At 57.5% G+C, this 14,879-nt stretch carries 18 protein-coding genes; 11 read left to right on the top strand and 7 right to left on the bottom strand.

Features of this window, described 5'->3' with window-relative positions; translation table 11 throughout:
• Complete coding sequence (gene mlaF / locus B8P98_RS02745) at positions 1 to 813, bottom strand: phospholipid ABC transporter ATP-binding protein MlaF (RefSeq protein WP_042929381.1); 813 nt, start codon at positions 811 to 813, stop codon at positions 1 to 3.
• 209 nt (positions 814 to 1,022) lie between these two features.
• Between mlaF and B8P98_RS02735 the strand changes: the two genes are divergently transcribed.
• The 11 genes from B8P98_RS02735 (at position 1,023) to npr (ending at position 8,918) form a co-directional block, all read left to right on the top strand.
• The gene (locus B8P98_RS02735; protein WP_025712543.1) at positions 1,023 to 2,000 is read left to right on the top strand and encodes a calcium/sodium antiporter; all 978 of its coding nucleotides are present in this window, start codon (positions 1,023 to 1,025) and stop codon (positions 1,998 to 2,000) included.
• Positions 1,997 to 3,001 (top strand): arabinose-5-phosphate isomerase KdsD, encoded by a 1,005-nt coding sequence (kdsD, locus tag B8P98_RS02730; protein ID WP_370511770.1) that lies wholly within the window; start codon positions 1,997 to 1,999, stop codon positions 2,999 to 3,001. The genes B8P98_RS02735 and kdsD overlap by 4 nt, the downstream gene beginning before the upstream one ends.
• 14 nt (positions 3,002 to 3,015) lie before the next feature.
• A complete protein-coding gene (kdsC, locus tag B8P98_RS02725) occupies positions 3,016 to 3,582 on the top strand; it encodes a 3-deoxy-manno-octulosonate-8-phosphatase KdsC (RefSeq protein WP_025712545.1) in 567 nt (188 codons plus the stop codon).
• On the top strand, positions 3,579 to 4,154 hold the full coding sequence (lptC, locus tag B8P98_RS02720; protein ID WP_002918413.1) for an LPS export ABC transporter periplasmic protein LptC: 576 nt from the start codon (positions 3,579 to 3,581) through the stop codon (positions 4,152 to 4,154). Before kdsC ends, lptC begins: the two co-directional genes overlap by 4 nt.
• On the top strand, positions 4,123 to 4,668 hold the full coding sequence (gene lptA / locus B8P98_RS02715; protein ID WP_002918415.1) for a lipopolysaccharide ABC transporter substrate-binding protein LptA: 546 nt from the start codon (positions 4,123 to 4,125) through the stop codon (positions 4,666 to 4,668). Before lptC ends, lptA begins: the two co-directional genes overlap by 32 nt.
• 6 nt (positions 4,669 to 4,674) lie before the next feature.
• A complete protein-coding gene (lptB, locus tag B8P98_RS02710; protein WP_004206203.1) occupies positions 4,675 to 5,400 on the top strand; it encodes an LPS export ABC transporter ATP-binding protein in 726 nt (241 codons plus the stop codon).
• A gap of 47 nt (positions 5,401 to 5,447) precedes the next feature.
• On the top strand, positions 5,448 to 6,881 hold the full coding sequence (gene rpoN, locus B8P98_RS02705; protein WP_025712546.1) for an RNA polymerase factor sigma-54: 1,434 nt from the start codon (positions 5,448 to 5,450) through the stop codon (positions 6,879 to 6,881).
• A 22-nt stretch (positions 6,882 to 6,903) separates the two neighbouring features.
• A complete protein-coding gene (gene hpf / locus B8P98_RS02700; RefSeq protein WP_004206206.1) occupies positions 6,904 to 7,191 on the top strand; it encodes a ribosome hibernation promoting factor in 288 nt (95 codons plus the stop codon).
• Positions 7,192 to 7,260: 69 nt separating this feature from the next.
• Complete coding sequence (gene ptsN / locus B8P98_RS02695; RefSeq protein ID WP_004144926.1) at positions 7,261 to 7,749, top strand: PTS IIA-like nitrogen regulatory protein PtsN; 489 nt, start codon at positions 7,261 to 7,263, stop codon at positions 7,747 to 7,749.
• A 45-nt stretch (positions 7,750 to 7,794) separates the two neighbouring features.
• Positions 7,795 to 8,649 carry an RNase adapter RapZ gene (gene rapZ, locus B8P98_RS02690; RefSeq protein ID WP_002918428.1) on the top strand — a complete coding sequence of 285 codons (855 nt, stop codon included), beginning with the start codon at positions 7,795 to 7,797 and terminating at the stop codon, positions 8,647 to 8,649.
• The gene (gene npr / locus B8P98_RS02685; protein WP_002918431.1) at positions 8,646 to 8,918 is read left to right on the top strand and encodes a PTS phosphocarrier protein NPr; all 273 of its coding nucleotides are present in this window, start codon (positions 8,646 to 8,648) and stop codon (positions 8,916 to 8,918) included. Before rapZ ends, npr begins: the two co-directional genes overlap by 4 nt.
• Before the next feature lie 41 nt (positions 8,919 to 8,959).
• Here npr and B8P98_RS02680 read toward each other — a convergent pair whose 3' ends face one another.
• From B8P98_RS02680 to citG, 6 genes are all read right to left on the bottom strand, one after another.
• Complete coding sequence (locus B8P98_RS02680) at positions 8,960 to 9,808, bottom strand: fumarylacetoacetate hydrolase family protein (RefSeq protein ID WP_025712547.1); 849 nt, start codon at positions 9,806 to 9,808, stop codon at positions 8,960 to 8,962.
• Positions 9,808 to 10,431, bottom strand: coding sequence for a hypothetical protein (locus B8P98_RS02675; RefSeq protein ID WP_025712548.1), 624 nt, complete (start codon positions 10,429 to 10,431; stop codon positions 9,808 to 9,810). The genes B8P98_RS02680 and B8P98_RS02675 overlap by 1 nt, the downstream gene beginning before the upstream one ends.
• 160 nt (positions 10,432 to 10,591) lie before the next feature.
• Positions 10,592 to 11,893, bottom strand: coding sequence for an oxaloacetate decarboxylase subunit beta (locus B8P98_RS02670; RefSeq protein WP_095032693.1), 1,302 nt, complete (start codon positions 11,891 to 11,893; stop codon positions 10,592 to 10,594).
• Between the two features lie 15 nt (positions 11,894 to 11,908).
• Positions 11,909 to 13,672 carry a sodium-extruding oxaloacetate decarboxylase subunit alpha gene (gene oadA, locus B8P98_RS02665; RefSeq protein ID WP_095032692.1) on the bottom strand — a complete coding sequence of 588 codons (1,764 nt, stop codon included), beginning with the start codon at positions 13,670 to 13,672 and terminating at the stop codon, positions 11,909 to 11,911.
• Positions 13,673 to 13,687: 15 nt separating this feature from the next.
• Positions 13,688 to 13,939, bottom strand: a complete 252-nt coding sequence (locus B8P98_RS02660; RefSeq protein WP_080898078.1) for an oxaloacetate decarboxylase subunit gamma — start codon at positions 13,937 to 13,939, stop codon at positions 13,688 to 13,690.
• A complete protein-coding gene (gene citG / locus B8P98_RS02655) occupies positions 13,936 to 14,826 on the bottom strand; it encodes a triphosphoribosyl-dephospho-CoA synthase CitG (RefSeq protein ID WP_025713328.1) in 891 nt (296 codons plus the stop codon). The genes B8P98_RS02660 and citG overlap by 4 nt, the downstream gene beginning before the upstream one ends.
• Positions 14,827 to 14,879: the final 53 nt, after the last annotated feature.

Genomic DNA, 14,879 nt, shown 5'->3' with positions numbered 1-14,879 from the left:
TCAACTCCCTATGCCTAATAAATCATGGTGATAGTCGCCAGCCGGATAACGGAACGGCACCGGACCGTCGGCAATACCATCAATGAACTGACGAACCCGAGGATCGGCATTCTCCCGCAGCGACTGAGCGCTACCGTGGGCGACAATCTTTTTATCCGCCACGATATACGCGTAGTCCGCAATGCTAAGCACCTCAGGCACATCGTGCGAAACCACGATGCAAGTGACACCCAACGTACTGTTGAGTTCAGAAATTAGCTTCACCAGCACGCCCATGGTGATGGGATCCTGTCCGACGAACGGTTCGTCGAACATAATCAGATCCGGCTCCAGGGCAATGGCCCTTGCCAGCGCGGCGCGGCGCGCCATCCCACCGGAAAGCTCGGACGGCATTAACTTCGCCGCACCGCGTAGCCCCACCGCTTCCAGCTTCATCATCACCGTCGTATGCAGCAGCGCAGGCGGCAGATGCGTATGTTCCCGCAGCGGATAGGCAACATTATCAAAGACATTGAGATCGGTGAACAACGCGCCGGACTGGAACAGCATGCTCATCCGCTTACGCACCGTGTAAAGCCGTGAACGCGTCATCTGCGGCACGTTCTCGCCATCGAACAGGATCTCTCCCCTGTCCGGCGGGATCTGCCCGCCGATCAGGCGTAACAGGGTAGTCTTGCCGATCCCCGAAGGTCCCATAATCGCAGTAATTTTACCGCGCGGCACCGACAGCGAGATGTCGTCAAAGATCACACGATCGCCGCGAGAAAAGCGGATATCGCGCACTTCAACTAAATTCGCCTGAGTTTGGCTCATAAAATCATCCTTACTAAACACCTGACGGGCAAGCATGGCCCTTTCTTGCGCCACAATCACAACATTTTTACAGAATCTTACCTGCACAGGTTAGCGAAAGCTGGCATTTGTTTTACTTTTGGCACACATAAAGTCAAAATTAAGAATTCGTTACGCTGCGTAGGGATAACCCAGCGAGGCGACGATTATACCTGAAGAAAGGACTTTAGATGCTCTTAGCGACGGCTCTGTTAATTATTGGTTTACTGCTGGTTGTCTACAGCGCCGATCGTCTGGTCTATGCCGCTTCTATTCTGTGTCGCATGTTGGGGATCCCGCCGCTGGTTATTGGTATGACAGTGGTCAGTATCGGCACCAGCTTGCCTGAGATCATGGTCTCTACCGCGGCCTCGCTGCATGGGCAGACCGATCTGGCGGTCGGCACTGCGCTCGGCTCCAACATCACCAATATTTTACTGATCCTCGGTCTCGCCGCCTTACTCAGGCCATTTACCGTGCATTCTGATATTCTGCGCCGCGAATTACCGCTAATGTTGCTAGTGAGCGTCCTGGCGGGACTGGTGCTCTACGATGGACAACTGTCCCGTCTCGACGGGCTATTTTTGCTGGCGCTGGCGCTTTTGTGGCTGCTGTTCACTATCAAAATCGCGCGTCTGGCAGAGCGTCAGGGAAGCGATAGCCTGACCCGGGAACAGCTGGCGGAATTGCCGCGCGAAGGGTCACTGCCGGTCGCCTTGCTCTGGTTAGGGGTGGCGATGATCGTCATGCCGATGGCCACCCGTATGGTGGTGGATAACGCGACGGTACTGGCGAACTTTTTTGCTATCAGTGAACTGACCGTTGGCTTAACGGTTATCGCTATCGGCACCAGCTTACCGGAGCTGGCCACCGCCATCGCTGGTGCGCGGAAAGGGGAAGATGACATTGCCATCGGCAATATCATCGGCGCAAACATCCTCAATATAGCGCTGGTGCTGGGGTTACCCGCGCTGATTGCGCCGGGGACCTTTGCCGCAGAAGCCTTTACCCGCGATTATGGCGTGATGCTGCTGGTCAGCCTGATCTTCGCGGTGCTGTGCTGGCGCCGCCAGCAACAGCCGGGCCGACTGATTGGCGCGCTGCTGGTCGGCGGTTTTGTGGTTTGGTTGGCGATGCTGTTCTGGACAGCACCGCTCTTCGTTGAATGACTCGGGATTACATCATGTCGCAAATAGATTTGCCCACGGATTTTGACTTTCAACAGGCAGGCCGTCAGGTGCTGGAAATTGAACGTGAAGGTCTGGCCCAGCTCGATCAATATATAAATGAAGATTTTACCCATGCCTGCGAAACCATTTTCCGCTGCGGCGGGAAAGTCGTGGTGATGGGGATGGGCAAATCCGGCCACATCGGACGCAAAATGGCCGCCACTTTCGCCAGTACCGGCACTTCGGCATTTTTTGTCCATCCCGGCGAAGCCGCGCACGGTGATTTAGGTATGGTGACGCCGCAGGATGTCGTGATTGCGCTGTCGAACTCTGGCGAATCGAATGAGATCCTGGCGCTGATCCCGGTTCTGAAACGCCAGCAGGTGAAACTTATCTGTATGACCAGCCGACCGGAGAGCAGCATGGCGCGCGCGGCGGACATTCATCTGTGCGTGAAAGTACCCAAAGAGGCCTGTCCGTTAGGGCTGGCCCCCACCTCCAGCACCACTGCCGCACTGGTGATGGGCGATGCCCTCGCCGTTGCCCTGCTGGAAGCCCGCGGCTTTACCGCGGAGGATTTCGCCCTCTCGCATCCGGGCGGCGCACTTGGTCGTAAGCTGTTGCTGCGCGTCAATGATATTATGCATACCGGTGATGAGATCCCGCACGTCGGCTTACAGGCCACCCTGCGCGATGCGTTACTGGAAATCACGCGTAAAAATTTAGGTATGACGGCCATCTGCGATGACAAGATGAATATCATCGGCATTTTCACCGATGGCGACCTGCGCCGGGTTTTTGATACTGGCGTCGATATGCGCGATGCCAGCATTGCCGACGTCATGACCCGGGGGGGGATCCGTATCCGTCCCGGCACTCTGGCGGTGGATGCGCTCAACCTGATGCAATCCCGTCATATTACCTGCGTGCTGGTTGCCGATGGCGACCATCTGCTGGGTGTGGTACATATGCACGATCTGCTGCGCGCGGGCGTAGTGTAAGTAAGGAAAAAATAATGAATAATGCTGATGCTCAGTTAGCGACCTGCTACGGGCCGGTAAGCCAGGCGTTTCTCGATCGCGCGGCGAAGATCCGTTTGCTGATCCTCGATGTCGACGGTGTATTATCCGACGGGCTTATCTATATGGGTAACCAGGGCGAGGAACTGAAGGCGTTCAACGTCCGTGATGGCTATGGTATTCGCTGTGCGCTGACCTCGGGCATTGAAGTGGCGATTATTACCGGACGAAAAGCTAAACTGGTAGAAGATCGCTGTCAGACGCTGGGCATCACGCATTTGTATCAGGGGCAGTCGGATAAACTGCTGGCGTTCCGCGATCTTACCGACAAACTGGGCGTAGGCGCGGACGAAGTCGCCTACATCGGTGACGATCTCATTGACTGGCCGGTGATGGCCGAAGTGGGCCTCAGTGTCGCCGTCGCAGATGCACATCCGCTACTGTTGCCGCGCGCCGATTACATCACCCGGATTAATGGCGGCCGTGGCGCGGTACGTGAAGTCTGCGATTTGTTACTATTGGCGCAGGGCAAGTTGGATGAGGCCAAAGGGCAATCAATATGAGTAAAACCAGACGTTGGGTTATCATTTTACTGTCGCTGCTCGCGCTGATCCTCATCGGCCTGAATCTGGCGAATACGGACGACACGGCCCAGCCGGAGGTCAATCCAAACGACCCGACGTATAAAAGCGAACATACCGACACCGTGGTGTACAGTCCGGAAGGTGCCCTGAGCTATCGGCTGATTGCCGAACACGTGGAATACTTTTCCGATCAGGAGGTCTCCTGGTTTACCAAACCAGTCATGACCACCTTCGATACCAATAAGGTGCCGACCTGGTCGGTCAGGGCAGACAAAGCGAAGCTGACGAATGACCGGATGCTCTATCTTTACGGGCACGTTGAGGTGAATGCGCTCGCGCCGGATTCTCAACTGCGCAAAATTACGACGGATAACGCCCAGATAAATCTGGTAACGCAGGATGTTACCTCCGATGACATGGTGACGTTATACGGCACCACATTTAATTCCAGCGGCCTGAAAATGCGTGGAAACCTTCGCAGTAAAAATGCCGAGCTGATTGAAAAGGTGAGAACCTCTTATGAAATTCAGAACAAACAAACTCAGCCTTAAGATTGCGCTCGCCGGCGCGTTACTGGCCGCCAGCCTGCCAGCTCTGGCCAAGACGGGTGATACCGATCAGCCGATCCACATCGAGTCCGATCAGCAGTCGCTGGACATGCAGGGCAACGTCGTCACCTTCACCGGTAACGTGGTCGTGACCCAGGGGACGATCAAAATTAACGCGGATAAAGTGGTGGTCACCCGTCCGGGCAATGAGAAAGGCAAAGAGGTGATCGAAGGTTTTGGTAACCCGGCCACTTTCTATCAGATGCAGGATAATGGCAAACCGGTAAAAGGCCGGGCGTCGAAAATGCGCTACGAGCTGCAGAACGATTACGTCGTGCTGACCGGTAACGCTTATCTGGAACAGCTCGACAGCAACATCAAGGGCGACAAGATCACCTATCTGGTGAAAGAGCAAAAAATGCAGGCCTTCAGCGACAAAGGTCGACGCGTCACCACCGTTCTGGTGCCGTCTGAGCTGCAGGACAAAAGCGGCAACCAGCAAAAGAAGAGTAACTAATTCGTTATGGCAACCTTAACTGCGAAGAATCTCGCTAAAGCTTACAAAGGCCGCCGCGTGGTGGAAGATGTCAGTCTCACCGTTAATTCCGGGGAGATTGTCGGCTTGCTCGGCCCGAACGGCGCCGGTAAAACCACCACCTTCTACATGGTGGTCGGTATTGTGCCGCGCGATGCGGGCAATATTATTATCGATGACGAAGACATCAGTTTGCTGCCGCTGCACGCGCGCGCGCGCCGGGGCATCGGCTATCTGCCGCAGGAAGCCTCCATTTTCCGTCGCCTGAGCGTCTATGACAACCTGATGGCGGTCCTGCAGATCCGTGACGATTTGAGCAGCGAGCAGCGGGAAGATCGCGCCAAAGAGCTGATGGAAGAGTTTCATATTGAGCACCTGCGCGACAGCCTCGGTCAGGCGCTCTCCGGTGGTGAACGCCGCCGCGTCGAGATCGCCCGCGCGCTGGCGGCGAACCCGAAATTTATCCTTCTGGATGAACCCTTTGCCGGCGTTGACCCGATCTCCGTTATCGATATTAAACGCATCATTGAGCACCTGCGCGACAGTGGCCTCGGCGTGCTGATTACCGACCATAACGTCCGTGAGACCCTCGCGGTCTGCGAACGGGCGTATATTGTCAGTCAGGGACACCTTATCGCTCATGGTACACCGCAGCAGATCCTCGAAGATGAGCAGGTTAAGCGCGTGTATCTTGGGGAAGACTTCAGACTCTGATAGGGTAGAGGTTACAGACGTTTTAGCCGGAGATATTTACCCTGAACATGAAGCAAGGTTTGCAATTAAGGCTTAGCCAACAGCTTGCCATGACGCCGCAGCTGCAGCAGGCGATTCGTTTGCTGCAGTTGTCCACGTTAGAACTCCAGCAAGAGCTCCAGCAAGCGCTGGAAAGTAACCCGTTGCTTGAGCAAACCGATCTTCACGACGAGGTAGAGGCAAAAGAGGTGGAGGACCGCGAGTCCCTCGATACCGTCGACGCGCTTGAGCAAAAAGAGATGCCCGACGAGCTGCCCCTCGATGCCAGCTGGGATGAAATTTATACCGCCGGCACGCCGTCGGGTAACGGCGTCGACTATCAGGACGACGAGCTGCCCGTCTATCAAGGTGAAACCACCCAGACGCTTCAGGATTACCTGATGTGGCAGGTTGAGCTAACGCCTTTCACCGACACCGACCGCGCCATTGCCACCTCCATCGTCGACGCCGTCGACGATACGGGCTACCTCACCGTTCAGATTGAAGATATCGTCGACAGCATCGGCGATGACGAGATCGGTCTGGAAGAGGTGGAAGCCGTTCTGAAGCGTATTCAGCGTTTTGATCCGGTTGGCGTCGCGGCGAAAGATCTGCGCGACTGCCTGCTGATCCAGCTGTCGCAATTCGCCAAAGAGACGCCGTGGCTGGACGAGGCCCGGCTGATTATCAGCGAGCATCTCGATCTGCTGGCCAACCATGATTTCCGCACCCTGATGCGGGTGACGCGCCTGAAAGAAGAGGTGCTGAAAGAGGCGGTGAACCTGATCCAGTCGCTGGATCCTCGCCCTGGTCAGTCCATTCAGACCAGCGAACCAGAATATGTCATTCCCGACGTACTGGTCCGCAAGGTTAGCGGCCGCTGGGCCGTGGAGCTCAATGCCGACAGCATACCCCGGCTGAAAATCAATCAACAGTATGCAGCAATGGGCAACAGCGCCCGCAATGACGCCGACAGTCAGTTTATTCGCAGCAATCTGCAGGAAGCCCGCTGGCTGATCAAAAGTCTGGAAAGCCGTAACGATACGCTGCTGCGCGTTAGCCGCTGCATCGTTGAACAACAGCAGGCTTTTTTCGAGCAGGGTGAAGAGTATATGAAGCCGATGGTGCTGGCCGATATCGCCCAGGCCGTCGAGATGCATGAATCGACGATTTCCCGTGTGACCACGCAAAAATATCTGCACAGTCCGCGCGGTATTTTTGAACTGAAGTATTTCTTCTCCAGCCATGTGAATACCGAAGGCGGCGGCGAAGCCTCGTCGACGGCCATTCGCGCGCTGGTGAAGAAGCTCATCGCCGCGGAAAACCCCGCGAAGCCGTTGAGCGACAGTAAGCTCACCTCCATGCTGTCCGAGCAGGGTATCATGGTGGCGCGCCGCACTGTCGCGAAGTACAGAGAGTCTTTATCCATCCCGCCGTCAAACCAGCGTAAACAACTGGTCTGACACAACCGATAAGGAAGACACTATGCAGCTCAACATTACAGGACACAACGTCGAGATCACTCCCGCCATGCGCGACTTCGTCACCGCGAAGTTCAGCAAGCTGGAGCAATTTTTCGACCGGATCAATCAGGTCTATATTGTGTTAAAAGTAGAGAAAGTGACGCAAATTGCGGACGCGAATCTGCATGTCAACGGTGGCGAAATCCATGCCAGTGCGGAAGGGCAGGATATGTATGCAGCTGTCGATGGTCTTATCGATAAGCTGGCAAGACAGTTAACGAAGCACAAAGATAAACTAAAACAACACTAATTGTCCGGGCCCCCTGCGACCGCCGTCAGTGAATATCGACGACGGCCGCGGGGGCGCTCAGGTGAAATTATGATGAACAACGATTCGGCTCTACAACTGAGCAACGTCCTGAACCAGGAATGTACCCGTAGCCAGGTTCACTGCCAGAGCAAGAAGCGCGCTCTGGAAATCATTAGCGAACTGGCCGCCAAACAGTTAAGTTTGCCGCCGCAGGTGGTATTCGAAGCGATCCTCACCCGCGAAAAAATGGGCAGTACCGGAATTGGCAATGGTATTGCCATTCCCCACGGAAAACTGGAAGAGGATACGCTGCGTGCTGTCGGCGTTTTTGTCCAGCTGGAAACCCCCATCGCCTTCGACGCGATCGACAATCAGCCTGTCGACCTGCTGTTCGCGCTGCTGGTGCCGGCCGATCAGACAAAAACCCACCTGCATACGCTCTCCCTGGTGGCCAAACGGCTGGCGGACAAAGCCATTTGTCGTCGCCTGCGCGCGGCGCAGAGCGATGAAGAGTTGTATGAGATCATCACCGAAGCAGGAAGCAGCGATGACGCATAACGGCAGTCGCACCTTATCCTTTATCGTACTGAGGAGAAACGGTACATGGTACTGATGATCGTCAGCGGCCGCTCGGGCTCGGGGAAATCCGTCGCTCTGCGAGCGCTGGAAGATATGGGCTTTTACTGCGTGGATAACCTGCCGGTCGTGCTGCTGCCCGACCTGGCGCGGTCGCTGGCTGACCGTAATATCTCCGCGGCCGTCAGCATCGACGTGCGTAACATGCCGGAATCCCCGGAGATCTTTGAGCAGGCGATGCAGAATCTGCCGGAATGCTTTTCTCCGCAGCTGCTGTTTCTCGATGCCGACCGCAACACGCTGATCCGCCGTTACAGCGATACCCGTCGCTTACATCCGCTCTCCAGTAAAAATCTGTCGCTGGAAAGCGCCATCGACGAAGAGAGCGATCTGCTGGAACCACTGCGTTCCCGCGCGGATCTGATCGTCGATACGTCCGAAATGTCGGTGCATGAGCTGGCCGAGATGCTGCGTACTCGCCTGTTAGGCAAACGCGAGCGTGAACTGACGATGGTCTTCGAATCCTTCGGCTTTAAGCACGGCATCCCGATCGATGCTGATTACGTCTTTGACGTACGTTTCCTGCCCAACCCGCACTGGGATCCGAAACTACGCCCGATGACCGGTCTGGATAAGCCGGTGGCCGCCTTCCTCGACCGGCACACCGAAGTGCACAACTTTATTTATCAGACCCGGAGCTATCTTGAGCTATGGCTACCGATGCTGGAGACCAACAATCGCAGCTATCTGACGGTGGCCATTGGTTGTACCGGCGGGAAACATCGTTCAGTTTATATTGCTGAACAACTGGCTGACTACTTCCGCTCCCGCGGCAAGAACGTACAGTCTCGTCATCGGACGCTGGAAAAACGTAAATCATGACCGTAAAGCAAACCGTTGAGATCACCAATAAGCTGGGCATGCATGCCCGCCCGGCGATGAAGCTGTTTGAGCTGATGCAGAATTTCGATGCCGAAGTACTGCTGCGCAACGACGAAGGTACCGAGGCGGAGGCAAACAGCGTGATTGCCCTGCTGATGCTGGACTCGGCGAAAGGGCGTCAGATAGAGGTAGAGGCCAGCGGTCCGCAGGAAGTTGAGGCGCTGGCCGCGGTTATTGCGTTGTTCAACGCCGGGTTTGACGAGGATTAGTCTTTACTACACAAGGGTGTAGCAATCACCCCTTGTGTATATCAAAACCTACCCTGCACCTCTTCAAGCACTCTATTACGCAGGCAGCCGATCTTTTCAATTTCCACTTCAATCGTATCGCCATCTCGCAGGAACAGCGGCGGGGTGCGCTTTTTCCCCACGCCGCCCGGTGAGCCGGTCAGGATAACATCGCCCGGCGTCAGCAGGCAGAAGGTGCTGATATAGGCAATCAGCTCCGGGACGCTATGGATCATGCTGGCGGTATTGTCGTTCTGCACTTCCATACCGTTGAGCCGGGTTTTGATGGCCAGCGCGTTAGGGTCGGCGATTTCATCCCGCGTCACCAGCCAGGGGCCAAAGCCGCCGGTCGATGGCCAGTTTTTGCCGGCGGTAAACCAGGCGTGCTGCCAGTCGCGGGCCGAGCCGTCCATATAGCAGCTGTAACCGGCAACGTGCTCCAGCGCCCGCTCGACGGGAATATTGCGCCCGCGTTTGCCGATCACCAGCGCCAGCTCGCCTTCATAATCAAACTCATGGCTGGCAGCCGGTTTAATGATCTCGCCCAGATGCCCGCACTGGGAATCCGGGAAACGGATAAACAGCGTTGGATCGGGATCCTGCTCGTCAAACTCCAGCCTTTTGGCCTGGTAGTTCATCCCGACGCAGAGGATCTTCTGTGGGTCGGGGATCAGCGGCAAAAATTCGATCTCATCAAGGGCATAGTCGATCGCCATATGCGACAGCATTTCTGCCGGGATATTGTCCATTGCCGCCAGAAAGGATTTCAGCGACGGATATTGCAGAAAATGCCGGGTTAAATCGACAACGCCATCCCCCCGCAACAAACCATAGCGGGGAATATTGCTTACACAAAAACTGATTAACTTCATTAATAACTCTCTGGATATTCTTCAGAAAACAGAGGTCCTGCCGGAAAGTGGACTAAAAAACCGGTGGTGGTCAGTAGTTCACTCAGCCCGCAGAACCCAATGCACCGGGGGGCGGCTTCATCGTCGAGGGATGTTAACACGGCGTACCCTTTCTCCCCCAGTACGCCGCCCTGCCAGAGTATTCTCTGGGCCTGATCCTGCAGCCATGGCGACTCGCTTCGCCAGGCCAGAATATGCAGCAGCGTCTGCCTGACAGCCGTATCATCGCCGTGTCCATCGCGACGCAGGCGTGACCAGACCGGCAGCGCCACGCTGCGCACGGTCTCAACCAGGGCGGGCAGATCTGCCGTCAGACCGGGGGCATGACGAAAGCGCCGCAGCACATCGTCACAAAGCGGGTTCTGCGCCAGGGGCTGCTGGCGGGCAAGGCGCAACCCGGCAGCGGCGTAGACCGGCTCCGTAAGTACTACAGCGGTTCGATCGGTGTCATTGACCGGTAGCTGGAGCATTTTCAGGCCAGAGGCCAGCTTGCAGACCTGTTCCAGCGACTGATGAAGGTAGCCTGCCAGCGAGGTCCTGGTGACCCGGGAGGCGGTATATTCAGGTATTGCTGTTTCAGACATCTCTTTCTCCTTGTAGGGTATTCCCGGCTTGCAGACGGCTGTGAACCCGTAGCCTGGCTCAGCGCAGCGCAAGCCGGGAGAACGTATTTCCCGGAGGCGATGCTGCGCATCTGTCCGGGCTACAGATCCATGCAATCCGGTAGCCCGGACAGGTACCGGTTTACATCGCCAGCACGTACTTGAGCATCACCCCGGCGGCTATCGCCGAGCCGATCACCCCGGCCACGTTCGGGCCCATCGCGTGCATCAGCAGGAAGTTCTGCGCGTCCGACTCCAGACCCACCTTGTTCGACACCCTGGCCGCCATCGGCACTGCCGACACCCCCGCCGAGCCGATCAGCGGGTTGATTTTGTGTTTACTGAACACGTTCATCAGCTTCGCCATCAGCACCCCGGCCGCGGTCCCCACGCAGAAGGCGATCACCCCCAGCACCAGGATCCCCAGCGTCTGCGGCTGCAGGAACTTGTCCGCCACCAGCTTGGCCCCCACCGACAGCCCGAGGAAGATGGTCACGATGTTGATCAGCGCGTTCTGCACCGTGTCGCTCAGCCGCTCCACCACCCCGCTCTCGCGCATCAGGTTGCCGAAGCAGAACATCCCCAGCAGCGGCGCGGCGTCCGGCAGCAGCAGCGCCACCAGCAGCAACAGCACCGCCGGGAACAGGATCTTCTCCCGCCGGCTCACCGTGCGCAGCTGTACCATGCGGATCTTCCGCTCCTTATCCGTGGTCAGCGCCTTCGCGATCGGCGGCTGGATCAGCGGCACCAGCGCCATGTACGAGTAGGCCGCCACCGCGATGGCCCCGAGTAATTCCGGCGCCAGCTTGCCCGACAGGTAGATGGCCGTCGGGCCGTCGGCGCCGCCGATAATGCCGATGGCCGCCGCCTGCGGCAGGGTGAAGCTGATGATGCCGAAGTAGTTCAGCGTCAGCGCCCCGAGCACGGTGGCGAAGATACCGAACTGCGCCGCCGCCCCCAGCAGCAGGGTGCGCGGGTTGGCCAGCAGCGGGCCGAAGTCGGTCATCGCCCCGACGCCCATAAAGATGACCAGCGGGGCGATGCCCGAGCCGATGGCCACCTTATAGAAGATGGCCAGCACCCCGGCGGAGTAGCCCATGTCCACCGCCAGCGTCTCCATCTGCCCCTGCACCGACGGCAGGGCCAGGGCCAGCGCGTCCTTAATGGCGTGGACGTCCGGCGCGCAGTGGAGCTTCGCGGCAATCACCGCCAGCTGCGCCGGGTCGTGGTGGGCCAGCAGGCTCTCCAGGGCGGTGAGCGCCAGTCCGGCCTCCGGGATGTTCGACAGCAGGCCGCCGAAGCCAATCGGCAGCAGCAGTAACGGCTCGAACTTCTTCGCGATGGCCAGCCAGAGCAGCAGCAGGCTGACCAGCAGCATGATGGCCTGGCCGGCACCGAGGTGCATCAGCCCCATGCCCTGAATCAGGGCGTTCAGACTTTCCATTTCCGTTCCTTTTCCTTACGCCAGGGTCAGCAGGGTGTCGCCGACCGCCACCGCGTCGCCGGCTTTCACCGCGATACCGCGTACGGTGCCGGCCTGCGCGGCGCGGATTTCGGTTTCCATCTTCATGGCTTCCAGAATCAGCAGCACGTCGCCTGCGGCCACCGTCTGGCCTTCACTGACGATGACTTTCCAGATGGTGCCCGCCAGCGGGGCGGTCACCGGGGTGCCGGCGCCGGCCGGGGCGGCGGCCTGAACCGGTGCGGAAGAGGCTGCCGTCAGCTGGCTGACGTCGCCGCCGTCGCTGACTTTGACCACAAAGGCTTTGCCTTCCACTTCCACGGTGTAGACGCCGGAGGCGGCAGGCTTCTCTGCTTTTGCCACCGGCTGCGCGGCTTCCACCTGCGGCACCGGCTCAAAGGCCGCCGGGTTGTGGCGGTTCTCAAGGAACTTCAGGCCGGGTTGCGGGAACAGCGCCACGGTGAGCACGTCGTCGATGGCGTTCTGCGCGAGGGTGATGCCCTTCTCCTGCGCCTGGCGCTTCACGTCGGCTTCCAGCGCGGCCAGCTCCGGCTTCAGCAGGTCGGCCGGGCGGCAGGTGATGGCCTCAGCGCCGTCAAGCACCCGCGCCTGCAGGGCGGCGTTCACCGGCGCCGGGGTGCGGCCGTACTCGCCCTTCAGAATACCGGCGGTCTCCTTCGCGATGGTCCTGTAGCGCTCGCCGGTCAGGACGTTGAGCACCGCCTGGGTGCCGACAATCTGCGAGGTCGGGGTCACCAGCGGGATGAAGCCGAGGTCTTCACGCACGCGGGGGATTTCCGCCAGCACCAGGTCGAGTTTGTCCGTCGCGCTCTGCTGCTTCAGCTGGCTTTCGAGGTTGGTGAGCATCCCGCCCGGGACCTGGGCGACGAGGATACGGCTGTCGGTGCCCTTCAGCTGGCCTTCGAAGGCGTGGTATTTTTTGCGCACCTCGCGGAAGTACGCGGCGATGCTCTCCAGCCTGTGGATATCCAGCCCGGTGTCATACGGCGTACCGGCCAGCGTCGCCACCAGCGCCTCGGTGGCCGGGTGGCCGTAGGTGGCGCTCATTGAGGAGATGGCGGTGTCGACGCCGTCCACGCCCGCCTCAATGGCCTTCAGCAGGGCCATCTCCGCCATGCCGGTGGTGGCGTGACAGTGCAGGTGCAGGGTGACGTCGTAGCGTTTTTTGATTTCGCTGACCAGCTCATACGCCGCCCCCGGCGTCAGGATACCGGACATGTCCTTGATGGCGACGGAGTCGACGCCGGTCTCCAGCAGCTGTTCGGTTAAATCCAGCCAGGTCTGCAGGGTGTGGACCGGGCTGGTGGTGTAGGAGAGCGTGCCCTGGGCATGGGCGCCGTGGCGGCGGACCGCCTGCAGGGCGGCTTTCATATTGCGCGGGTCGTTCATGGCATCGAAGACACGGAAGACGTCCATGCCGTTTTTGACGGCGCGTTCGACAAAGCGCTCCACCACATCGTCGGCGTAGTGGCGGTAGCCGAGCAGGTTCTGGCCGCGGAGCAGCATCTGCAGCGGGGTCTTCGGCATCGCCTTTTTCAGCTCGCGCAGGCGGACCCACGGGTCCTCGCCGAGAAAGCGGATGCAGGCGTCAAAGGTGGCGCCGCCCCAGCACTCAAGCGAGCGGTAGCCAACGTCGTCGAGCGCAGCGGCAACGGGCAGCATATCGTCGAGACGCAGGCGGGTGGCGAACAGGGACTGGTGGGCGTCGCGCAGGACGACATCGGTAATGGCAACGGTCATGAATTCCTCCGTGAATTAAGGGTGAAGACGGCGATGGTGGTGAATGGCGGCGACAATCGCCGGCTTCAGGCGGGCGAAGTCGTCCGCGGACGCGGCGGCGGCAGGTGTCGCCTTCGGTACCGGGACCGGTTCAGGGAAGAAGCGGTTGACGGCGGCGGACATGCCCTGAATGGCGAAAATCAGCAGGAACAGAAACGCCAGCACGAATCCCATGCCGAGGAACATCAGGGTGAAGCCTTCACCCAGCAGTACAGCATTGTCAGTCATTGACTCTCCTCTTCGTGAAAGTGTGAAAGAAACCAGGTCAACATCAGTAAATCAGCGCTGCCGCCGGGGCTGAGGTTGCGGGAAATACAGAGATCATCGAGCTGATAAATCCCCGGTAAGTCACTTGCTGAACGAACTCCGCCATTTTGTAATAAACCTTCAGCACAATCTTTAATCCACTGCAATGATGACAGCCCACCTCTTGAAACAATATTCGTGTCATTGTTATATGACATGATTAATAACAATGTATTTAGCAATGAATAATCTTGACTTAAACCAGACTTTATTTGCTGTCGGAAATAGGGCAGCGCAATATTGATCACTAACGGATAACCATTCTCGGCTTCGCCTCGCGCACCGGTAAGTCCATATTTAACAAACAATAACTGTCCAGCTGTCAAATTATAATGCTCAGAAAGTCCGTTCAGTTCACGGTTCACGATTCCCTGACAAATACTCGCCACCGTATGGCTTAGCGCCCGAGGCGTCAACGACTGATTCAACGCATAATGACGACCAATCGCGGCACAAAATAATCCCAGAGAGAACAGGGCTCCTTTATGTGTATTTACTCCAGATGTCGCCTTATACATTGCCTGCTCACATTTTTTCCCGGGAATACGCAACTCGCTTAAGATCAAACGCGTATCCTTTTTAGCAGTTGAAAACCCACATAAAATAAATTCCGGAACATAAACAGATATTGCTTTAGCGCTACGATGAAAATCCTGTAGATCCATATCACAATGAGCACCACTATTTCTTGAATCGACCAACCCCGGTTTAGGTGTTAGATTAACCTCCGTCTGCATAGCGCGTAGTACTAGTTGAGTGAAGTATTCGCACACGATATCTATGGACATATTTATTGTGGTGTGAGTCATTCAATACTCTCTGTAAAATCTGTGTAAATAACAACCAGCAAACAATTAAATTA

The organism is Klebsiella quasivariicola (assembly GCF_002269255.1).
GTDB lineage: Bacteria > Pseudomonadota > Gammaproteobacteria > Enterobacterales > Enterobacteriaceae > Klebsiella > Klebsiella quasivariicola.
The sequence above is the reverse complement of the archived record's forward strand: the minus strand, read 5'-3'. Positions and strand labels throughout refer to the sequence as shown.